The organism is Klebsiella sp. MPUS7 (assembly GCF_009905335.1).
GTDB classification, from domain to species: domain Bacteria; phylum Pseudomonadota; class Gammaproteobacteria; order Enterobacterales; family Enterobacteriaceae; genus Klebsiella; species Klebsiella grimontii.
In genome coordinates this window covers 5,531,692-5,553,399 of record NZ_CP047604.1, presented here as the reverse complement: position 1 = coordinate 5,553,399, position 21,708 = coordinate 5,531,692, and the positions used below count along the sequence as shown (strand labels likewise).

The following is a 21,708-nucleotide window of genomic DNA, read 5'->3' as shown; positions in this document are numbered from 1 at the left end:
CTCAGGCGCTGAAAATAGCGCCTGTTTTCTTTTCAGGCATATGGGGTCAACGTGGCGCAGGCGGAAGTATTGAATCAGGAATCGCTGGCTAAGCAGGTTTTACAAGAGACCTTCGGCTACCAGCAGTTTCGCCCGGGCCAGGATACCATTATCGATACGGCGTTGGCCGGGCGCGACTGCCTGGTGGTGATGCCGACCGGCGGCGGCAAGTCGCTGTGTTATCAGGTGCCGGCGCTGGTGCTGGGCGGTCTGACCGTTGTGGTATCGCCGCTTATTTCCTTGATGAAGGACCAGGTCGATCAACTGCTGGCTAACGGCGTGGCGGCGGCGTGCCTGAACTCAACGCAGAGCCGGGAGCAGCAGCAGGAGGTGATGGCCGGCTGCCGCAGCGGGCAGATCCGCCTGCTGTATATCGCCCCGGAGCGCCTGATGCTGGATAACTTCCTCGAGCATCTTACGCACTGGAATCTGTCGATGGTGGCGGTAGACGAGGCGCACTGTATTTCCCAGTGGGGCCACGACTTCCGTCCGGAATACGCCGCGTTAGGGCAGCTGCGCCAGCGGATACCGCACATCCCGTTTATGGCGCTGACCGCCACCGCCGATGACACCACGCGTCGCGACATTGTCCGCCTGCTGGACCTGAACGATCCGCTCATCCAGGTCAGCAGCTTCGACCGTCCCAACATCCGCTATATGCTGATGGAGAAGTTTAAGCCGCTGGATCAGCTGATGCGCTACGTGCAGGACCAGCGCGGCAAGTCGGGCATCATCTACTGCAATAGCCGCTCGAAAGTTGAAGATACCGCCGCGCGCCTGCAAAGTCGTGGTATTAGCGCGGCGGCCTACCACGCCGGGCTGGAAAATCATATCCGCGCCGACGTGCAGGAGAAATTCCAGCGCGACGATCTGCAAATCGTGGTGGCGACGGTGGCCTTCGGTATGGGTATCAACAAACCGAACGTCCGCTTTGTGGTGCATTTCGATATCCCCCGCAATATTGAATCCTATTACCAGGAGACCGGGCGCGCCGGGCGCGATGGGCTGCCTGCCGAGGCGATGCTGTTTTACGATCCGGCGGATATGGCGTGGCTCAGACGCTGCCTTGAAGAGAAGCCCGCCGGGCCGCTGCAGGACATTGAACGCCATAAGCTCAACGCGATGGGGGCCTTTGCCGAAGCGCAAACCTGCCGCCGCTTGGTGCTGCTCAACTACTTTGGCGAGGGGCGCCAGGAGCCCTGCGGCAACTGCGATATCTGCCTTGACCCGCCAAAACAGTACGACGGTTTAATGGACGCGCGTAAGGCGCTGTCGACGATTTATCGCGTTAACCAGCGCTTTGGTATGGGCTACGTGGTGGAAGTGCTGCGCGGCGCCAATAACCAGCGTATTCGCGATATGGGGCACGATAAGCTGCCGGTCTACGGTATCGGGCGCGAACAGAGCCATGAGCATTGGGTCAGCGTTATCCGTCAGCTTATTCATTTGGGGCTGGTCACGCAGAATATTGCCCAGCACTCTGCGCTGCAGCTTACCGAGGCCGCGCGTCCGGTCCTGCGCGGCGACGTGACGCTGCAGCTTGCCGTACCGCGTATTGTGGCGCTGAAGCCGAAAGCGATGCAGAAATCCTTCGGCGGCAATTACGATCGTAAGCTGTTCGCCAAGCTGCGCAAACTGCGTAAAGCGATTGCCGATGAAGAGAATATCCCGCCCTATGTGGTGTTTAACGATGCGACGCTGATTGAAATGGCTGAGCAAACGCCGCTGACGGCAGGAGAGATGCTCAGCGTCAACGGCGTCGGTACGCGTAAGCTTGAGCGCTTTGGTAAAGAGTTTATGGCCCTGATCCGGGCGCACGTGGATGGCGATGATGAGTAGTCAGCCGGACGAAAAAGTGCAAATATAGTTTTCGTCCTGACTATTTTCCTGCGAGTTAATCATGTTGACGCTTTTCTTCACCGTGGCGCTGGTGCATATCATTGCGCTGATGAGTCCTGGCCCGGACTTTTTCTTTGTCTCACAGACCGCCGTTAGCCGCTCTCGCAAAGAGGCGATGATGGGCGTGCTGGGGATCACCTGCGGGGTAATGGTGTGGGCGGGCGTAGCCCTGCTCGGCCTGAACCTGATTATTGCGAAGATGGCCTGGCTGCATACCATCATTATGGTCGGTGGCGGCCTGTATCTGTGCTGGATGGGCTTGCAGATGCTGCGCGGCGCGCTGAAAAAAGGCGAAGCGGCAGCGGCGGTAGAGCCTCAGGTTGAGCTGGCGCGCAGCGGCCGGAGCTTCCTGAAAGGGCTGCTGACCAATCTGGCGAACCCCAAAGCGATTATCTACTTCGGCTCCGTTTTCTCGCTGTTTGTCGGCGACAGCGTCAGTTCCGGCGCGCGCTGGGGGATTTTCCTGCTGATCGTGCTGGAGACGCTGGCCTGGTTTACGGTGGTTGCCAGCCTGTTCGCCCTCCCGGGCATGCGCCGCGGCTACCAGCGGATGGCGAAATGGATCGACGGCATTGCCGGTACGCTATTCGCCGGCTTCGGTATTCATCTGATTATTTCGCGCTAAGCGTTCTGCGGCCCGCCTCAGAGGTTATGGGTGGGCCGGGTATTAATGACGGAGCTGCTGCAAATCGTCGGACGTCAGACCGGTCATTTCCATCACCGCCGCCGCATCAATATCCCGTTCGAGCATGGCCTTCGCGACGCTAAGAAGGGCGGCGCGTTTGCCCTCTTTTATGCCCTTCTGCATACCTTCCTCAAGCTACTTTTCTGCCAGAGTCATCAATACAGTAATTTGCTGTTTATCTATACATCAGGCGTGGCGCGCGGAGGCCAGCAGGGCGCCGACCAGCATAAACAGCGAACCAAAGATCTTGTTTAGCGCTTTCATCTGCTTCGGCCCCTTAATCCACGCGGCAATACGCTGCGCCAGCGTGGCGTAGCCAATCATGACGATAATATCGACCACAATGGTGGTGACGCCGAGCACGAGGTACTGCATCACCTGGGGCTGGTGCGGCACGATAAATTGCGGGAATAGCGCGGCGAGGAAGACGATGCTTTTCGGGTTGGTCAGATTCACGAAAACCGCGCGCTTAAAGAGTTTGCCGCGGGTCTGCGCTTGCGCAAGGGTATTCAGATCGAGAGAGCCCGCGGCCCGCCACTGCTGAATGCCGAGCCAGATAAGATAAGCGGCGCCCGCCCATTTAAGGATTTCAAAGGCCAGCAGCGAACGGGAAAACAGCGTACCCAGGCCGATGCCTACCAGCACAATATGGATGCCCAGTCCGGTCTGTAGACCGGCAATAGAGGCCGCCGCGCCGCGATAGCCGTGGTTGATTGAGGTGGTCATCGTGTTTATCGCCCCAGATCCCGGTGACAGGCTGAGAATAATCGATGTCAGCAGATAGGCAAACCACCACTCGAACGTCATGAGAAACTCCCTGATTGTCTGTTTTTATGCCACAATACGCTATTGTGTAAGCATTGTGTGATACACGATAAAAAAACGATTTTCAGCGGTTATCAGGGGTGTAAGCCCGATGTTTTTGCAGCAAAAGGACTGGGAAACACGAGAAAACGCGTTTGCGGCCTTTACCATGGGGCCACTGACCGATTTCTGGCGTCAGCGGGAAGAGGCTGAATTTACGGGCGTGGATAACGTTCCGGTGCGCTTTGTTCGCTTCTGCGCCAAAAGTCATGATCGGGTCGTGGTTATCTGCCCGGGTCGCATTGAAAGCTACGTTAAGTACGCCGAACTGGCTTACGATCTTTTCCGCAGCGGTTTTGACGTGATGATTATCGATCATCGCGGCCAGGGGCGCTCCGGACGCATGCTTTCTGACACCCACCGCGGGCACGTCGTTAATTTCAGCGATTACGTCGACGATCTCGCCGCGTTCTGGCAGCAGCAGGTAGCGCCCGGACGCTGGCGGAAGCGGTTTATACTGGCCCACTCCATGGGCGGCGCCATTGCGACGCTATTTTTGCAGCGCTACCACCAGCATTGCGATGCGATGGCGCTCTGCGCGCCGATGTTCGGCATCGTTATGCGCCTGCCTGACTGGATGGTGCGCCATATTCTCGATTGGGCTGAGGGCCATCAGCGCATTCGTGAAGAGTATGCCCTCGGTACCGGCCGCTGGCGCGCGCTGCCCTTTGCGGTCAACGTCCTGACGCACAGCCGCCAACGCTATCGCCGCAACCTGCGTTTTTACGCCGATGAGCCGCAGCTGCGTGTCGGCGGGCCGACGTTCCACTGGGTGCGCGAGGGGATCCTCGCCGGCGAAGAGGTGCTGGCCGGTGCGGAAAAAGACGTCACGCCCACGCTATTGCTCCAGGCGGAAGAAGAGCGGGTGGTCGATAACCGCATGCACGATCGCTACTGTGAACGTCGCGCCGCGGGCGGCCATCCCTGTGAAGGGAATAAGCCGTTTGTCATAGAAGGGGCATACCATGAGATCCTTTTTGAAAAGGACGCCATGCGCTCGGTCGCGCTAAACGCTATCGTCGATTTTTTTGGTCGACACACTTAATCCGGCGAAACGCTCATCGCCCTGCTTAGAGGTTAAAATTTTTATGTACCAGGTTGTTGCGTCTGATTTAGATGGCACGCTGCTTTCTCCCGATCACTGCTTAACTCCCTACGCCAAAGAGACGCTGAAGCTGCTTACCGCACGCGGTATCAACTTCGTGTTCGCGACCGGCCGCCACTACATCGATGTTGGGCAAATTCGCGATAATCTCGGCATTAAATCCTATATGATCACCTCGAACGGCGCTCGCGTGCACGATAGCGAAGGGCAGCAGATCTTCGCCCACAACCTCGACCGCGATATCGCCGCCGACCTGTTTGAGATGATGCGTAACGATCCGGCGATTGTGACCAACGTCTATCGTGAAGATGAGTGGTATATGAACCGCCACCGTCCGGAAGAGATGCGCTTCTTCAAAGAGGCGGTGTTTAACTACAAGCTCTACGAGCCGGGCGAGCTGGACCCGGAAGGCATTAGCAAAGTCTTTTTCACCTGCGATAAGCATGAGCATCTGCTGCCGCTGGAGCAGGCGATCAATGCCCGCTGGGGCGATCGCGTGAACGTGAGCTTCTCTACCGTCACCTGCCTTGAAGTGATGGCGGGCGGCGTGTCGAAAGGGCATGCGCTGGAGGCGGTGGCGAAAATGCTTGGCTATAGCCTGAAAGAGTGTATCGCCTTCGGCGACGGTATGAACGATGCGGAGATGCTGTCAATGGCGGGCAAGGGCTGCATTATGGCCAACGCGCACCAGCGGCTGAAAGACCTGCACCCTGAGTTGGAAGTGATCGGCAGCAATGTCGATGATGCCGTTCCCCACTATCTGCGTAAACTCTATCTTGACTAAAAAAGATTGACGATTGTTTTATTAATGAGCAGTTGTCAACCTGTCACTTCGCTACAATGGGTGTTCTTTACTCTACGAGACATTCATTGTGGCGCTACTGATTATCACCACCATTCTGTGGGCCTTCTCTTTTAGCCTGTATGGCGAATACCTGGCAGGCCACGTCGATAGCTATTTTGCGGTGCTGGCGCGCGTTGGCCTGGCGGCGCTGGTGTTTTTGCCCTTCCTGCGCACCCGCGGGCAGAGCCTGACCACTATCGGCCTGTATATGCTGGTAGGCGCGATGCAGCTCGGCATCATGTACATGCTGAGTTTCCAGGCCTATTTGTACCTGACGGTATCCGAGCTCCTGCTGTTTACCGTTCTGACGCCGCTCTACATCACGCTGATTTACGATTTAATGAGCCGTCGCCCTCTGCGCTGGGGCTACGCCTGCAGCGCGCTGCTGGCGGTTATCGGCGCGGGCATTATTCGTTATGACCAGGTGACCAACCATTTCTGGACCGGTCTGATCCTCGTTCAGCTCTCCAACATCAGCTTCGCGATTGGCATGGTGGGCTACAAGCGCCTGATGGAAACGCGTCCGATGCCGCAGCATAACGCCTTCGCATGGTTCTACGTCGGGGCGTTTCTGGTGGCGGTTGTTGCCTGGTCTATGCTGGGGAATGCGCAGAAAATGCCGGAAACCTCGCTACAGTGGGGCATTCTGTTGTTTCTTGGCGTGGCGGCATCGGGGATTGGCTACTTTATGTGGAACTACGGCGCCACCCAGGTCGATGCCGGTACGCTCGGCATCATGAACAATATGCACGTGCCCGCCGGGCTGCTGGTGAACCTTGCCATCTGGCAGACGCAGCCCCGCTGGCCAAGCTTTATTATTGGCGCTCTGGTGATCCTGGCCTCGCTATGGGTCCATCGACGCTGGGTCGCTCCGCACTCCGCACAAACGGCAAATGGTCGCAAGCGTGATTCCGCGCTGAGCGAATAAACGCTTCGGTGACCGGCTGACGCTGCTCGCCGTCGCGCACCGCGGCGTACAGTCGGCTCCACAGTCCTTCGCCCAGGGTTTTGGTGACCACCAGACCCTGGCGCTCAAAGCTCTCCACTACCCAGTGCGGCAGGGCGGCGATCCCCATCCGCGCCGCCACCATCTGAATTAGCAGCAGCGTATTGTCGACGCTCTTCAGCTGTGGACTGATCCCCGCCGGCTGCAGGAAGTGACGCCAGATATCCAGACGAGCGCGCTGTACCGGGTAAATCAGCAGCATTTCGGTCGCTAAATCCTCAGGCGCAATGCGCATCTTTGCCGCCAGCGGATGGTCTGGCGCCATCACCAGACGCACTTCGAAATCAAACATGGGCGAATAGTGCAGGCCGCTGCGCGGCAGGATATCCGAGGTCATCACCAGATCCAGCTCGCCCTGCTGCAGGCCCGGCTGCGGGTCGAAGATCACCCCGGACTGGAAATCCACTTCCACATGCGGCCAGCGGGCGCGGAAGCTCTCCAGCGCCGGGGTGAGCCACTGGATACAGCTATGGCATTCGATAGCGATGCGCAGCCGGGTTTGCTGCGGCTCGTTGCAATCCTGCAGGGCGCGGCTGATTTGCGGCAGCACCTGATTTGCCAGCTGGAGCAAGATCTCTCCCTGCGGCGTAAAGCGCAGCGGCTGGCTTTTGCGCACAAACAGACGGAAGCCGAGGCGCTGTTCCAGATCGCTGAACTGGTGGGACAAGGCGGATTGGGTCTGGTGCAGGGCCGCCGCAGCGCCTGCCAGAGAACCGCTATTCCGCAACGCCTGGAGCGTTTTCAGGTGTTTAATTTCGATCATGAAAGTCCTTCACTTCGGCATGAATAATTTGCGCTTGAGGAATATACAGTAACTGCCAATTATGGATGTGTAAACATCTGGATGGCTAAATCCTTTATCTTTCGAATTTATGGTGCGTTGGCCGCACTTCCTCACCCCAGTCACTTACTTCAGTAAGCTCCTGGGGATGAGCAAGCTTGCCGCCTTCCCTAAATCCGAAATCTTTCGGATTGAAATTATGAGGCTCAAAAAAATGACAATTATTAATCACACCCTCGGTTTCCCTCGCGTTGGCCTGCGTCGCGAGCTGAAAAAAGCGCAAGAGAGCTACTGGGCGGGCAATACCGGCCGCGAAGAACTGCTGGCTGTTGGCCGCGAACTGCGCGCTCGCCACTGGGATCAACAGAAGCAAGCCGGCGTTGACCTGCTGCCGGTGGGCGATTTCGCCTGGTACGACCATGTTCTGACCACCAGCCTGCTACTGGGCAACGTGCCGGCTCGTCATCAGAACAAAGACGGCTCCGTCGATATCGATACCCTGTTCCGCATTGGCCGCGGCCGCGCGCCGACCGGCGAACCGGCTGCGGCGGCAGAAATGACCAAATGGTTTAATACCAACTACCACTACATGGTGCCGGAATTCGTCAAGGGCCAGCGGTTCAAACTGACCTGGACCCAGCTGCTGGATGAAGTGGATGAAGCGCTGGCGCTGGGCCACAAGGCGAAACCCGTCCTGCTCGGGCCGGTCACTTACCTGTGGCTCGGTAAGGTTAAAGGCGAGCCGTTCGACCGCCTGAGCCTGCTGAACGATATTCTGCCGGTTTACCGGCAAGTGCTGGCTGAACTGGCAAAACGCGGTATTGAATGGGTGCAGATTGATGAGCCGGCGCTGGTGCTGGAGCTGCCGCAGGCGTGGCTGGACGCCTTCAAACCGGCTTACGAGGCGCTTAACGGCGAGGTTAAGCTGCTGCTGACCACCTACTTTGAAGGCATTACCGATAACCTCGACACCATCACCGCGCTGCCGGTACAGGGTCTACATGTGGATCTGGTCCACGGCCAGGATAATGTCGCTGAGCTGCATAAACGCCTGCCTGCCGACTGGCTGCTCTCCGCCGGATTGATCAACGGCCGCAACGTCTGGCGCGCCGATCTGAGCGAGAAATACGCGCAGGTTAAAGCTATCGTCGGTAAACGCGAGCTGTGGGTCGCTTCTTCCTGCTCCCTGCTACACAGCCCGATCGATTTGAGCGTGGAAACGCGGCTCGATGCGGAGGTGAAGAGCTGGTTTGCCTTCGCCCTGCAAAAATGTGAGGAGCTGGCGCTGCTGCGCGATGCGCTGAACAGCGGCGATACCGCGGCGATTGCTGAATGGAGCGCGCCGATTCAGGCCCGTCGCCACTCAACCCGCGTGCATAACGCGGCGGTGGAGAAGCGTCTGGCGGCCATCACCGCTCAGGACAGCCAGCGCCAAAGCGCCTATCAAGTCCGCGCCGCAGCGCAGCGCGCCCGCTTTAAGCTGCCGGCCTGGCCGACCACCACCATCGGTTCTTTCCCGCAGACCACTGAGATCCGCGGCCTGCGTCTGGACTTTAAAAAGGGCAATCTGGATGCGAACAACTACCGTACCGGCATCGCCGAACACATCAGACAGGCGATTATGGAGCAGGAGCGCCTGGGCCTGGACGTGCTGGTACATGGTGAAGCCGAGCGTAACGACATGGTGGAATACTTCGGCGAACACCTGGATGGGTTTATTTTCACGCAGAACGGCTGGGTACAGAGCTATGGTTCCCGCTGCGTCAAACCGCCGGTGGTGATCGGCGACGTCAGCCGTCCGGAGGCGATCACCGTTGAGTGGGCTAAATACGCTCAGTCGCTGACCGAAAAACCGGTAAAAGGCATGCTGACCGGCCCGGTGACCATTCTTTGCTGGTCCTTCCCGCGGGAGGACGTCACCCGTGAAACGATTGCGAAGCAGATTGCTCTGGCGCTGCGCGACGAAGTGGCGGACCTGGAAGCCGCCGGTATCGGTATCATCCAGATCGACGAACCGGCGCTGCGCGAAGGCCTGCCGCTGAAGCGTAGCGACTGGGATGCGTATCTGGCGTGGGGCGTGGAAGCTTTCCGCATCAACGCGGCGGTGGCGCAAGACGACACGCAGATCCACACCCATATGTGTTATTGCGAGTTCAACGACATCATGGACTCTATTGCCGCGCTGGATGCGGACGTCATTACCATCGAAACCTCGCGCTCCGATATGGAGCTACTGGAGTCGTTCGAAGAGTTCGACTATCCGAATGAAATCGGGCCGGGCGTGTACGACATTCACTCCCCGAACGTGCCGAGCGTGGAGTGGATCGAAGCGCTGCTGAAGAAAGCCGCGCAGCGTATCCCGGCCGAGCGCCTGTGGGTGAACCCGGACTGCGGCCTGAAAACCCGCGGCTGGCCGGAAACCCTAAGCGCGCTGACCAACATGGTCAAGGCCGCGCAGAACCTGCGCCAGGCCTAATGGAGAGCGACCCGACTCGTGGCGGGTCGGGGTAAGCAGAAGAGCATTAAGAACGTCCAACCAACAAGCCGCGATCCTGTGTATTGAGTTTGCCCAGGAAGGATCTCTTTGGCTAAAGTTAAGCGTTTCCTGAACCGGGCGAATGTCGCTCTTCGGAGGTAAATGATGACTGAATATAACGATCAAAAGGGATATTTGCGTTTTGCCATTAACCTGGGCAACCCAGTTCTCGCGACACTTCTGCCGGATGGCTCTCCGGGAGGGATAACCGTTGAGCTGGCGAACAAGCTGGCGGCAGAGAGCCAGCGCGAAGCGCGGTTTGTGACCTGGCCGACGGCCGGGCAGGTAGTGGATGCGGCGCTGCAGGATCAATGGGATATCGCCTTTCTGGCTATCGACCCGGCGCGGGAAGATAAGCTTCGCTTCACGCCGCCCTACGTCACCATCGAAAGCTCGGCGATGGTTAAAAAAGAGAGTGAAATACGGTCGGTTCAGGAGATGGACCGCGAAGGTGTAGTGATAAACGTGGGCAAAGGTGCGGCCTACGAGCTGTATCTGATTCGCACGCTAAAACACGCGACGATGCGCCAGTACGCCACTTCTCAGGAGGCTATTCAGGCATTCATCCACGGCGAAGGCGATATGGCGGCCGGTATTCGCCAGCCTCTGGAGCAAGCCGCGCAGGAAAACCCGGCGTTACGCGTTCTGCCCGACAGCTTTAGCCAGATACGCCAGGCGATATGCGTCCCGCGCAATGCGCCGCAGCACTATGAATTTATTTGCCGCTGCCTTTCTTCATGGATAGCGGACGGTACTATTGCCGGGATGGTGAAGCGCCATATCGGCAATAGCTGAACTTTAACCGCGCTGACCGCCATGCTGGGCAAACCACGCCAGCATCCGCTGCCAGCCGTCCTTCGCCGACTCTTCATGATAGCTGGCGCGATAGTCGGCGTTAAAAGCGTGATCGGCCTGCGGGTAAACCACGATCTCCGCCGTGGCGTTGGCCGCCCGCAGCGCCTGGCGCATGGTTTCCACCGTATCCTGCGGAATGCTGTCATCTTTCGCGCCATACAGCCCTAAAACCGGCGCGTTGAGATCGACAGCAATATCCACCGGATGCTTCGGCGAATTCAACGTTTTCTCGCCGACCAGTTTGCCGTACCAGGCGACGGCGGCTTTTAGCTGCGGGTTATGCGCAGCGTACAGCCAGGTAATGCGCCCGCCCCAGCAGAAGCCGGTAATCAGCAGGCGATGGGCATCGCCGCCGTGGCGGGAGGCCCAGCTGGCTACGTGATCGAGGTCGGCCAGCACTTGAGAGTCCGGCACTTTTTTAACCAGCCCCTGGAACAGAGAAGGGATGTCGCTGTAATCATTAGGGTCGCCCTGGCGGAAGTACAGCTCTGGAGCGATAGCCAGATACCCCTCTTTCGCCAGACGGCGGCAAATATCGCGAATATGTTCATGCACGCCGAAAATTTCCTGAACCACGATGACGACCGGCAGCGGGCCGTCGACGTTCCCCGGGCGGGCGTGGAATGCCGGCATGTTATCCCCCTGCGAAGGGATTGATGTCTCTCCGGAGACGATGTTCTCATCTGATGTGTGAACGGCAGTGGCGGCGTGCGGCGTGGCTGCAGGTGCAAAGCCGGTTTGCTTAATTGTCGTCATGGTATTCTCCGTACCCTTAATTTGTTAGCGCAGCAATAACTATAGCTGCTCTGGACAGGACGTTAACCAAACACAGTGCCCGAAACAGGCTATCTTTTGTTCAGGCTTCCGCGATTTAGCTTGTTAATGTGATGTATATCACCCTTTTATGGAAAGTTATTGCAATGAATTTCATTCGTGGTGATTGTTGTCACAAAATTGAGCCGACAGCTTCTGTAAAGTACCGTTTTGCTTCTGCTGATAATTCGACCCACAGAGGAGTTTTTTATGTCCAAGTCTGATGTTTTTCATCTCGGCCTCACCAAAAACGATTTACAAGGGGCTACGCTGGCTATCGTCCCTGGCGATCCGGAGCGTGTGGAAAAGATCGCCGCGCTGATGGATAAGCCGGTTAAGCTGGCATCTCACCGTGAATTCACCACCTGGCGCGCGGAGCTGGACGGTAAAGCAGTGATTGTATGTTCTACCGGTATCGGCGGCCCATCGACCTCTATCGCCGTGGAAGAACTGGCCCAGCTCGGCATCCGTACCTTCCTGCGTATTGGCACCACCGGCGCTATCCAGCCGCACATCAACGTAGGCGATGTTCTGGTGACTACCGCTTCTGTCCGCCTGGACGGTGCAAGTCTGCACTTTGCGCCCATGGAGTTCCCGGCGGTGGCTGATTTTGAATGTACTACCGCGCTGGTTGAAGCGGCGAAATCTATCGGCGCAACCACCCATATCGGCGTGACCGCCTCCTCCGACACCTTCTATCCGGGTCAGGAACGTTACGACACCTTCTCCGGCCGCGTTGTGAGCCGCTTTAAAGGCTCGATGGAAGAGTGGCAGGCGATGGGCGTGATGAACTATGAAATGGAATCCGCCACGCTGCTGACGATGTGCGCCAGCCAGGGCCTGCGCGCCGGGATGGTTGCCGGAGTTATCGTCAACCGTACCCAGCAGGAAATTCCGAACGCGGAAACCATGAAGCAAACCGAAAGCCACGCGGTGAAAATTGTCGTGGAAGCGGCGCGTCGCCTGCTGTAGTTCTTCTCCTTTCCGTAAAGGGCCGGACTCTCCGGCTCTTCTTTTTTGCGTAGCGCCTCGCAGGAAAACCCTTTCCAACTGGACGTTTGTACAGCACAATTCTATTTTGTGCCGTAAGTGGTTGCCGCAGGGGGCGTTGTGGATATTTCGATTATTATGAGTGCCGTTGCGGCGCTGGCCGTGGGCCTGATTGTTGGCTGGCTGGCGACGAAAGCGCACGCCGATCAAATTCGCGCCGATCTTATCGAAGAGCGGCGCGAGCTGGATATTGAACTGAGCGCGGCCCGCCAGCAGCTGGTGCAGGAGTCCCACTGGCGAGAAGAGTGCGAACTGCTCAATAACGAGCTGCGCAGCCTGCGCGATATCAACGCCTCGCTGGAAGCCGATCTCCGTGAAGTGACAACCCGTCTTGAATCCACTCAGCTGCATGCCGAAGATAAAATCCGCCAGATGGTCAACAGCGAGCAGCGGCTTAGCGAGCAGTTTGAGAACCTGGCGAATCGCATCTTTGAGCACAGCAACCGACGGGTGGATGAGCAGAATCGCCAGAGCCTGCACGGCCTGCTGACGCCGCTTCGCGAGCAGCTGGATGGTTTTCGCCGTCAGGTGCAGGATAGCTTTGGCCAGGAAGCGCGGGAGCGCCACACCCTGGCCCATGAAATCCGTAATCTCCAGCAGCTTAATGCGCAAATGGCCCAGGAGGCGCTAAACCTGACTCGCGCGCTTAAGGGCGATAACAAAACCCAGGGCAACTGGGGCGAGGTGGTGTTGACCCGCGTGCTGGAAGCGTCCGGGCTGCGGGAGGGCCATGAATATCAGACCCAGGTGAGCATCGAAACGGACAACCGCTCGCGGATGCAGCCTGATGTGATTGTCCGTTTGCCGCAGGGGAAAGACGTGGTTATCGATGCCAAGATGACCCTGGTGGCCTACGAACGCTATTTCAATGCCGAAGATGATTATACCCGTGAAGCGGCGCTGCAGGAGCATATCGCTTCCGTACGCAACCATATGCGCCTGCTGGGGCGTAAAGACTACCAGCAGCTGCCGGGGCTGCGCTCGCTCGACTACGTTCTGATGTTTATCCCGGTGGAGCCGGCCTTCCTGCTGGCGATCGATCGCCAGCCGGAACTCATTAGCGAAGCGCTGAAAAACAACATTATGCTGGTGAGCCCGACCACGCTGCTGGTGGCGCTGCGGACTATCGCCAATCTCTGGCGCTATGAGCATCAGAGCCGTAACGCGCAGAAAATTGCCGAAAGAGCGGGGCGGCTGTACGACAAAATGCGCCTGTTTGTTGACGATATGTCCGCTATCGGCCAGAGCCTGGATAAAGCCCAGGATAACTACCGCCAGGCGATGAAAAAGCTCGCTTCCGGGCGAGGCAACCTGCTGGTGCAGGCGGAATCATTTCGCGAGCTGGGCGTGGAGGTTAAACGTGGGATTAATCCTGACTTAGTCGAACAGGCAACCGCACAGGATGAGGAATACTTCCTTACAGATGACGGTAACGTTCAGGAAGATAACGATTTTTCTTCCGATACGGCCGCTGCCGCCGCGTATGATAACCGCCCTCAGCCGCGTTGAAGCGTATGGGAAGTGCGCTAAACCTGTTACACTCAACGAACATTTTCTTGATAAGCAAGCAGGCATTGAGATGGTTGAGGATTCACAAGAAACGACGCATTTTGGCTTTCAGACTGTCGCCAAAGAGCAGAAAGCTGACATGGTGGCGCATGTATTTCATTCTGTGGCCGCAAAATATGACGTAATGAACGACCTGATGTCGTTCGGCATTCATCGTTTGTGGAAGCGTTTCACCATCGACTGCAGCGGCGTCCGCCGCGGGCAAACCGTATTGGATCTGGCGGGTGGCACCGGCGATCTGACGGCGAAATTCTCTCGTCTGGTGGGCGAAACCGGCCGCGTGATGCTGGCGGATATCAACGACTCAATGCTGAAAATGGGCCGTGAGAAGCTGCGCAACATCGGCATCGTCGGCAACGTGGAATACGTCCAGGCAAACGCTGAAGCGCTGCCTTTTGCGGACAACACCTTTGATTGCATTACGATTTCTTTCGGTCTGCGTAACGTGACCGACAAAGAAAAAGCGCTGCGCTCCATGTATCGCGTATTAAAGCCAGGCGGTCGTCTGCTGGTGCTGGAATTCTCGAAACCGATTATTGAGCCGCTCAGCAAAGCCTACGACGCCTATTCTTTCCATATTCTGCCGCGCGTGGGTGAGCTGGTTGCTAAAGATGCCGAAAGCTATCGTTATCTTGCTGAATCTATTCGAATGCACCCCGATCAGGAGACGCTGAAAGGTATGATGCAGGACGCAGGGTTTGAAAGCGTCGACTACTACAACCTGACGGCAGGCATCGTTGCGCTACACCGCGGTTATAAGTTCTGACAGGAGGGACGCTATGCCTTTCAAACCACTGGTTACCGCCGGTCTTGAGACGGTCCTCAATGCTTTCCTCTGGCGCGATCGGGCGCTGAAACCCGCCCGCCAGCGTCTGCTGGGGAAAGTGCTGCGCGTCGAGCTGCAAGAGCTTTCCGATCCGGTGGTGCTGGTTTTTAGCGAACGCCAGCTGGATGTGCTGGGCGCGTGGGAAGGCGAGGCCGACTGCACCGTGCGTACCCGCCTGAGCGTGCTTCCGCAGCTACGCAATCGCCAGCAGCTTACCGCGCTGATTCGTAGCGGCGATCTCGAAGTAGAGGGCGATCTGCAGGTGGTGCAAAATACCGTCACGCTGTGCGATCTGGCGGAGTTCGATCCGGCTGAACTGCTCGCCCCGTATACCGGTGATGTTGTTGCGGAAGGCTTCGGTAAAGTATTCCGCGGCGGCGCTCGCTTTCTTGTGCATGGCGCTCAGCGCCAGCAGCGCTATGTTGCGGAAGCGATTACCGAAGAGTGGCGCCTGGCGCCGGGTCCGCTGGAGCTGGCCTGGTTTGCAGAGGAAACCGCTGCGGTGGAACGAACCCTGGCCGCGCTGGAAAAACGGCTGGAAACGCTGGAGGGCAAATGACGCCAGGAGAAATACGGCGCCTGTATTTTATCGTCCACACCTTTTTGAGCTACGGGCTGGATGAGCTCATTCCCAAAATGCGTATCACGCTGCCGCTGCGAATCTGGCGGCGGATGCTCTTCTGGATGCCCAATCGCCATAAAGACCGCCCTCTCGGCGAGCGACTGCGCCTCGCATTACAGGAGCTGGGGCCGGTGTGGATCAAATTTGGCCAGATGCTCTCGACCCGTCGCGACCTCTTTCCACCCCATATTGCCGATCAGCTGGCCATGCTGCAGGACCGCGTCGCGCCTTTTGACGGTCTGCAGGCCAAAAAGCAAATTGAGCAAGCCATGGGCGGCCTGCCGGTAGAGGCCTGGTTTGATGACTTCTCGATTGAACCGCTCGCTTCCGCTTCTATTGCCCAGGTGCATACCGCACGTCTGAAAGAGAACGGCAAAGAGGTTGTCATTAAGGTGATTCGCCCGGATATCGTTCCGGTTATCAAAGCGGATATGAAGCTCATCTACCGTCTTGCCCGCTGGGTGCCGCGTCTGCTGCCGGACGGCCGCCGTCTTCGCCCGCAGGAAGTGGTTCGCGAATACGAAAAAACGCTGCTGGATGAGCTCAACCTGCTGCGTGAATCAGCTAACGCTATCCAGCTTCGCCGCAACTTCGAAGAGAGTCCGATGCTCTATGTCCCGGAAGTTTACTCGGACTACTGCAGCGAAGGCATGATGGTGATGGAGCGGATTTACGGGATCCCGGTGTCCGACGTCGCCGCGCTGGAAGCGCAGGGGACTAACATGAAGCTGCTGGCTGAGCGTGGCGTACAGGTCTTCTTTACCCAGGTTTTCCGCGACAGCTTCTTCCATGCCGACATGCATCCGGGCAATATTTTTGTCAGCCGTAACCACCCGGAAGATCCGCAGTACATTGGCATTGACTGCGGTATCGTCGGCTCGCTGAACAAAGAAGATAAGCGCTATCTGGCGGAAAACTTCATTGCCTTCTTCAACCGCGATTACCGCAAAGTTGCGGAGCTGCACGTTGATTCCGGCTGGGTTCCCGCGGATACCAACGTTGAAGAGTTCGAGTTTGCTATTCGTACCGTCTGCGAGCCTATTTTTGAAAAGCCGCTGGCGGAAATCTCGTTTGGCCACGTGTTGCTGAACCTGTTTAACACGGCGCGACGTTTCAATATGGAAGTGCAGCCGCAGCTGGTTCTGCTGCAGAAGACATTACTTTACGTAGAAGGTGTAGGTCGCCAGCTCTATCCTCAGTTAGACTTGTGGAAAACGGCGAAACCGTTCCTTGAGTCGTGGATAAAAGAACAGGTGGGCATTCCGGCTCTGGTGCGGGCGTTTAAAGAAAAAGCGCCGTTCTGGATCGAAAGAATGCCGGAAATACCTGAGCTGGTGTACCAGAGCCTGCAGCAAAGCAAGCAGTTGCAGAATAGCGTCGATACCATCGTGCGCGACATCCAGGTGCGACACGTGCGCCAGGGTCAGTCCCGCTATCTGTTTGGTATAGGCGCGGTTTTATTACTGAGTGGTACGCTGTTATTCATCCACCGTCCCGAGTGGGGCATGATGCCGGGCTGGCTGATGGCCGCTGGCGCCGTAACCTGGCTTATCGGCTGGCGAAAGACGAACTGACGGCGGTCGCCTTTATCACCGCGCATAATGTGTATAATGCGTCCTAATAATCATCATCTGTCATAGGGGAATGTGTATGGGTGGTATCAGTATTTGGCAGTTACTCATTGTTGTCGTCATCGTGGTTCTGCTTTTTGGGACAAAAAAGCTGAGCTCGCTCGGTTCAGATTTAGGAGCGTCGATCAAAGGCTTTAAAAAGGCCATGAGCGACGAAGATAAACCGGAAAAATCCGCACCCGATGCCGATTTTGCGGCGAAAACCCTTGCTGATAAGCCGGATGATGTAAAGAAAGACGAGACTAAACGCCACGACAAAGAGCAGGTGTAATTCGTGTTCGATATCGGTTTTAGTGAGCTGCTGCTGGTATTCGTGATTGGCCTCATCGTTTTGGGGCCGCAGCGACTACCGGTAGCGGTAAAGACGGTGGTTAGCTGGATCCGCACGCTGCGGTCGCTTGCGGCTACCGTACAAAATGAAATAACGCAGGAATTAAAACTGCAGGAGTTTCAGGAAAGCCTTAAAAAGGTGGAAAAGGCCAGCCTGGACAACCTGACGCCCGAGCTAAAAGCTTCAATGGATGAGCTGCGTGAAGCGGCTGAATCTATGAAGCGATCCTACTCCGCCCACGATCCTGAAAAAGCCAGCGACGAAGCCAACACCATTCACAACCCGGTCGTTAAAGGGAGTGAAGAGCAGCGCAAGGACGTGACGCCGGCGACGGCTGAACACCAGGCCAGCGCGCCGGAGCATGCGCCTGACCCCGTGGCTGAAGAGCTTTCCGCTTCGCAGAGTGAAATCCCGACAGTGAAAGTAAAAACTGCCGTGTCGGCTTCCGATTCTTCCTCCCCTGTATCGAGTGATAAACAGTAAAAATGGGCGTAGACGATACTCAACCGCTAATTACGCATCTGATCGAGCTGCGCAAGCGCTTGATCAACAGCATTCTTGCGATTCTGGTCATTTTCCTGGCGTTAGTCTATTTCGCCAACGATATCTATCAGCTGGTTTCCGCGCCGCTTATTCGGCAGATGCCGGTTGGCGCGACCATGATCGCGACGGATGTGGCCTCGCCTTTCTTCACGCCGATCAAGCTGACCTTTATGGTATCGATAATTTTGTCGGTACCGGTCATTCTGTATCAGGTCTGGGCCTTTGTGGCGCCAGCGCTGTATAAGCATGAGCGTCGGCTGGTTATGCCGCTGCTGGTCTCCAGTACGCTGCTGTTCTATATCGGTATGGCTTTCGCCTACTTCGTCGTTTTCCCGCTGGCGTTTGGCTTTTTGACCCACGCGGCGCCGGAAGGCGTACAGGTCTCTACCGATATTCGTAGCTATCTCGACTTTGTGATGGCGCTGTTTATCGCGTTTGGCGTCTCGTTCGAGGTCCCGGTGGCCATCGTGCTGCTGTGCTGGATGGGCGTCACCACGCCGGACGACCTGCGTAAGAAACGCCCCTATGTCCTGGTTGGCGCATTCGTTGTGGGGATGCTGCTGACTCCGCCGGACGTGTTCTCGCAAACTCTGCTGGCGATTCCGATGTACTGTCTGTTTGAGGTCGGTGTCTTCTTCGCGCGGTTCTATACCGGTAAACGCCTGACGCGTGACGAGGATGCCGCCGCCGAAGAGGCGCAGGGTAAAGAAGAATAACGCTCAACCGCCCGCCAGGGCGGTTGCCATATGGGAGCGATGATGTTTGATATCGGCGTAAATCTGACCAGTTCGCAGTTTTCCCGCGATCGCGATGAGGTGGTGTCCCGGGCCCGGGCGGCGGGCGTCACCGGGATGCTGTTGACGGGAACCAACCTGCATGAAAGCGCGCAGGCGCAGCAGATGGCGCGCCGCTATTCGGGATGCTGGTCAACGGCCGGCGTTCATCCCCACGACAGTCGCTGCTGGACGGACTCGGTAGCGGCAGCGGTCTATGCGCTGGCTCGCGAGCCGGAAGTCGTCGCGGTTGGCGAATGCGGCCTCGATTTCAACCGCAACTTTTCGACGCCTCAGGAGCAAGAAGCGGCGTTTAGCGCCCAGCTGGCGCTGGCAGCGGAGCTGTCGATGCCGGTATTCCTGCACTGTCGCGATGCGCATGAGCGCTTTCTGGCCCTGCTGGTTCCCTGGCTTGATAAGCTCCCGGGGGCCGTGGTGCATTGCTTTACGGGTAGCCGTGAAGAGATGCGCGAATGCGTTGAGCACGGTTTATTTATTGGTATCACCGGCTGGGTATGTGATGAGCGTCGGGGGCTGGAGCTTCGAGCCTTGCTGGCGGATATTCCGGCAGATCGCCTGCTGGTTGAGACCGATGCGCCGTATCTGCTGCCGCGCGATATGCGGCCAAAACCCGCTTCCCGCCGCAATGAGCCCGCCTACCTGCCGCATATTCTGACCAGCATCGCGGGATGGCGCGGGGAAGAGGCGCAGTGGCTGGAAGAGATTACCGATGCTAACGTCAGAAGACTCTTTGGCGTGCGCTTTTAGGCGCCGTCAGATTTTATAAAAATCAGTATTTTTCACGCTCTGTAGCACCTGCTTGTTAAGCAAATTCAGCAGCAGCATAGAACGGGCTTCACCGTCCGGTTCGGTAAAAATAGCCTGCAGACCCTCAAAGGCGCCATCGGTAATCAGCACGCTATCGCCTTCATGCGGCGTTTCCGGATCGGTGATCCCTTCCGGTTTGTAGATGGAAAGCTGATGAATGACGGCAGACGGCACGATAGCGGGCAGCGCGCCGAAACGCACAAAGCTGTTCACACCGCGCGTTGCGCTGATGGTGGTGGTATGAATCACTTCCGGATCGAACTCGATAAACAGATAATTTGGGAACAGGGGCTCGCTGACCGTCGTGCGTTTACCGCGGACGATTTTTTCCAGCTCGATCGTTGGCATCAGGCAATTCACGGCCTGCCGCTCAAGGTGTTCCTGGGCGCGTTCAAGCTGCCCACGTTTGCAATAAAGTAAGTACCAGGCTTGCATAATGACTCTTTCCAATGCTACTAGCAGCAAGCATAACAAAAGCCCGGTACGATCGCGAAATCATTGCGGGTGAAAACTAAATTTCAGCGTTCTTTCACGCTAATTTAACAAAAATACAGCATAGCTCCGGCGAACGCCGTATAATCAGCCGCCTGTATAGAGGTCAATAACAACTCCATGAAATACCACGATCTACGCGAATTTCTGACATTACTGGAGCAGCAGGGGGAATTGAAACGGATCTCCCTGCCGGTCGATCCTCACCTGGAAATCACCGAAATTGCCGACCGCACATTGCGCGCTGGCGGTCCGGCCCTGCTATTCGAAAATCCTAAAGGCTACGCCATGCCGGTGCTGTGTAATCTTTTCGGCACGCCGCGGCGAGTCGCGCTGGGAATGGGGCAGGAGGATGTCAGTTCGCTGCGGGAAGTGGGTAAGCTTCTGGCATTCCTGAAAGAGCCGGAACCACCAAAAGGCTTCCGCGACCTGTTTGATAAGCTGCCGCAGTTCAAGCAGGTGCTGAATATGCCGACTAAGCGTCTGCGTGGAGCCCCGTGCCAGCAAAAAATCATCCACGGCGATGAGGTGGATCTGACCCGCATCCCGATCATGACCTGCTGGCCGGAAGATGCCGCGCCGCTGATCACCTGGGGGCTAACGGTGACCCGCGGTCCGCATAAAGAGCGGCAAAATTTGGGTATTTATCGCCAGCAGCTGATTGGCAAGAACAAGCTGATTATGCGTTGGCTATCGCATCGCGGCGGCGCGCTGGACTTCCAGGAGTGGTGCGCAGCGCATCCAGGCGAGCGTTTTCCTGTTTCCGTCGCGTTGGGCGCCGATCCGGCGACGATTCTCGGGGCGGTGACCCCGGTTCCGGATACCCTCTCCGAGTATGCGTTTGCCGGGCTGCTGCGCGGCACGAAAACCGAAGTCGTTAAGTGCATCTCTAACGATCTGGAAGTGCCCGCCAGCGCGGAGATTGTGCTGGAAGGATATATTGAGGCCGGAGAGATGGCGCCGGAAGGCCCGTATGGCGACCATACGGGCTACTACAATGAAGTGGATAACTTCCCGGTCTTTACCGTCACCCATATTACTCAGCGTGAAGACGCCATCTACCATTCGACCTACACCGGGCGTCCGCCGGACGAACCCGCGGTACTGGGCGTTGCGCTGAACGAAGTGTTCGTCCCCATCCTGCAAAAGCAGTTTCCTGAAATCGTGGATTTCTATTTACCGCCTGAAGGCTGTTCCTATCGCCTGGCGGTGGTCACGATGAAGAAGCAGTACGCCGGTCACGCGAAACGCGTCATGATGGGCGTCTGGTCGTTCCTCCGTCAGTTCATGTATACCAAGTTTGTTATCGTCTGCGATGACGATGTCAATGCGCGCGACTGGAATGATGTGATTTGGGCGATTACTACCCGTATGGACCCGGCGCGTGATACGGTACTGGTAGAAAATACGCCAATTGATTATCTGGATTTTGCCTCACCGGTTTCCGGTTTGGGTTCAAAAATGGGGCTGGATGCCACAAACAAATGGCCTGGAGAGACCCAGCGCGAGTGGGGTCGTCCGATCAAAAAAGATCCTGAGGTGACGGCGCGCGTCGACGCCATCTGGGACGAACTGGCTATCTTCAAATAACAGTAAGCGGGGCTACGCCGCTGTTT

Annotated in this window: 21 protein-coding genes and 1 pseudogene; 17 read left to right on the top strand and 5 right to left on the bottom strand. The window is 57.2% G+C overall.

What is annotated here, in order from left to right:
• Positions 1-51: 51 nt before the first annotated feature.
• Positions 52-1,878 (top strand): ATP-dependent DNA helicase RecQ, encoded by a 1,827-nt coding sequence (recQ, locus tag GUC22_RS25975; protein ID WP_004133244.1) that lies wholly within the window; start codon positions 52-54, stop codon positions 1,876-1,878.
• A 61-nt stretch (positions 1,879-1,939) separates the two neighbouring features.
• Positions 1,940-2,563, top strand: coding sequence for a threonine export protein RhtC (gene rhtC / locus GUC22_RS25970; RefSeq protein WP_004133243.1), 624 nt, complete (start codon positions 1,940-1,942; stop codon positions 2,561-2,563).
• A 42-nt stretch (positions 2,564-2,605) separates the two neighbouring features.
• On the opposite strand, the pseudogene GUC22_RS25965 reads toward rhtC, so the two are convergent.
• Together GUC22_RS25965 and rhtB are read right to left on the bottom strand one after the other, a co-directional pair.
• Positions 2,606-2,758: pseudogene (locus GUC22_RS25965) on the bottom strand (ISNCY family transposase); the annotation flags it as partial.
• Between the two features lie 51 nt (positions 2,759-2,809).
• Positions 2,810-3,430 (bottom strand): homoserine/homoserine lactone efflux protein, encoded by a 621-nt coding sequence (gene rhtB, locus GUC22_RS25960; protein ID WP_024360621.1) that lies wholly within the window; start codon positions 3,428-3,430, stop codon positions 2,810-2,812.
• A 109-nt stretch (positions 3,431-3,539) separates the two neighbouring features.
• Between rhtB and pldB the strand changes: the two genes are divergently transcribed.
• The 3 genes from pldB (at position 3,540) to GUC22_RS25945 (ending at position 6,364) form a co-directional block, all read left to right on the top strand.
• Positions 3,540-4,532 (top strand): lysophospholipase L2, encoded by a 993-nt coding sequence (gene pldB, locus GUC22_RS25955; RefSeq protein WP_024360620.1) that lies wholly within the window; start codon positions 3,540-3,542, stop codon positions 4,530-4,532.
• Between the two features lie 43 nt (positions 4,533-4,575).
• Positions 4,576-5,376 carry a sugar/pyridoxal phosphate phosphatase YigL gene (gene yigL, locus GUC22_RS25950; RefSeq protein WP_004133236.1) on the top strand — a complete coding sequence of 267 codons (801 nt, stop codon included), beginning with the start codon at positions 4,576-4,578 and terminating at the stop codon, positions 5,374-5,376.
• Between the two features lie 88 nt (positions 5,377-5,464).
• A complete protein-coding gene (locus GUC22_RS25945) occupies positions 5,465-6,364 on the top strand; it encodes a carboxylate/amino acid/amine transporter (RefSeq protein WP_064342056.1) in 900 nt (299 codons plus the stop codon).
• Here GUC22_RS25945 and metR read toward each other — a convergent pair.
• Positions 6,252-7,205 carry an HTH-type transcriptional regulator MetR gene (gene metR / locus GUC22_RS25940; protein WP_024360618.1) on the bottom strand — a complete coding sequence of 318 codons (954 nt, stop codon included), beginning with the start codon at positions 7,203-7,205 and terminating at the stop codon, positions 6,252-6,254. The genes GUC22_RS25945 and metR overlap by 113 nt on opposite strands.
• A 232-nt stretch (positions 7,206-7,437) precedes the next feature.
• Between metR and metE the strand changes: the two genes are divergently transcribed.
• Complete coding sequence (gene metE, locus GUC22_RS25935; RefSeq protein WP_082238011.1) at positions 7,438-9,699, top strand: 5-methyltetrahydropteroyltriglutamate--homocysteine S-methyltransferase; 2,262 nt, start codon at positions 7,438-7,440, stop codon at positions 9,697-9,699.
• Between the two features lie 165 nt (positions 9,700-9,864).
• Complete coding sequence (locus GUC22_RS25930; RefSeq protein ID WP_024360616.1) at positions 9,865-10,554, top strand: transporter substrate-binding domain-containing protein; 690 nt, start codon at positions 9,865-9,867, stop codon at positions 10,552-10,554.
• 3 nt (positions 10,555-10,557) lie between these two features.
• Here GUC22_RS25930 and GUC22_RS25925 read toward each other — a convergent pair whose 3' ends face one another.
• Entirely contained in the window at positions 10,558-11,370 is an 813-nt protein-coding gene (locus GUC22_RS25925; RefSeq protein WP_024360615.1) for a dienelactone hydrolase family protein, read from the bottom strand.
• A gap of 267 nt (positions 11,371-11,637) precedes the next feature.
• Between GUC22_RS25925 and udp the strand changes: the two genes are divergently transcribed.
• The 9 genes from udp (at position 11,638) to tatD (ending at position 19,540) form a co-directional block, all read left to right on the top strand.
• Positions 11,638-12,399: a uridine phosphorylase gene (udp, locus tag GUC22_RS25920; RefSeq protein ID WP_004097583.1), complete on the top strand. Its 762-nt coding sequence runs from the start codon at positions 11,638-11,640 to the stop codon at positions 12,397-12,399.
• Between the two features lie 138 nt (positions 12,400-12,537).
• A complete protein-coding gene (rmuC, locus tag GUC22_RS25915) occupies positions 12,538-13,986 on the top strand; it encodes a DNA recombination protein RmuC (protein WP_024360614.1) in 1,449 nt (482 codons plus the stop codon).
• A 70-nt stretch (positions 13,987-14,056) separates the two neighbouring features.
• Positions 14,057-14,812, top strand: a complete 756-nt coding sequence (gene ubiE / locus GUC22_RS25910; protein WP_004127530.1) for a bifunctional demethylmenaquinone methyltransferase/2-methoxy-6-polyprenyl-1,4-benzoquinol methylase UbiE — start codon at positions 14,057-14,059, stop codon at positions 14,810-14,812.
• 13 nt (positions 14,813-14,825) lie between these two features.
• On the top strand, positions 14,826-15,431 hold the full coding sequence (ubiJ, locus tag GUC22_RS25905; RefSeq protein ID WP_004870452.1) for a ubiquinone biosynthesis protein UbiJ: 606 nt from the start codon (positions 14,826-14,828) through the stop codon (positions 15,429-15,431).
• On the top strand, positions 15,428-17,068 hold the full coding sequence (ubiB, locus tag GUC22_RS25900) for a ubiquinone biosynthesis regulatory protein kinase UbiB (RefSeq protein ID WP_160183857.1): 1,641 nt from the start codon (positions 15,428-15,430) through the stop codon (positions 17,066-17,068). The genes ubiJ and ubiB overlap by 4 nt, the downstream gene beginning before the upstream one ends.
• Before the next feature lie 76 nt (positions 17,069-17,144).
• A complete protein-coding gene (tatA, locus tag GUC22_RS25895; RefSeq protein ID WP_004127537.1) occupies positions 17,145-17,396 on the top strand; it encodes a Sec-independent protein translocase subunit TatA in 252 nt (83 codons plus the stop codon).
• A gap of 3 nt (positions 17,397-17,399) precedes the next feature.
• Positions 17,400-17,939 (top strand): Sec-independent protein translocase protein TatB, encoded by a 540-nt coding sequence (tatB, locus tag GUC22_RS25890; protein WP_049088910.1) that lies wholly within the window; start codon positions 17,400-17,402, stop codon positions 17,937-17,939.
• A gap of 2 nt (positions 17,940-17,941) precedes the next feature.
• Positions 17,942-18,715 (top strand): Sec-independent protein translocase subunit TatC, encoded by a 774-nt coding sequence (gene tatC / locus GUC22_RS25885; protein WP_004097593.1) that lies wholly within the window; start codon positions 17,942-17,944, stop codon positions 18,713-18,715.
• 30 nt (positions 18,716-18,745) lie between these two features.
• A complete protein-coding gene (gene tatD, locus GUC22_RS25880; protein ID WP_170960597.1) occupies positions 18,746-19,540 on the top strand; it encodes a 3'-5' ssDNA/RNA exonuclease TatD in 795 nt (264 codons plus the stop codon).
• Positions 19,541-19,546: 6 nt separating this feature from the next.
• On the opposite strand, the gene rfaH is transcribed toward tatD, so the two are convergent.
• The gene (gene rfaH, locus GUC22_RS25875) at positions 19,547-20,035 is read right to left on the bottom strand and encodes a transcription/translation regulatory transformer protein RfaH (protein WP_004097595.1); all 489 of its coding nucleotides are present in this window, start codon (positions 20,033-20,035) and stop codon (positions 19,547-19,549) included.
• A 177-nt stretch (positions 20,036-20,212) separates the two neighbouring features.
• Here rfaH and ubiD point away from each other — a divergent pair, with 177 nt between their 5' ends.
• Positions 20,213-21,682, top strand: coding sequence for a 4-hydroxy-3-polyprenylbenzoate decarboxylase (gene ubiD, locus GUC22_RS25870; RefSeq protein WP_024360609.1), 1,470 nt, complete (start codon positions 20,213-20,215; stop codon positions 21,680-21,682).
• Positions 21,683-21,708 lie beyond the last annotated feature (26 nt).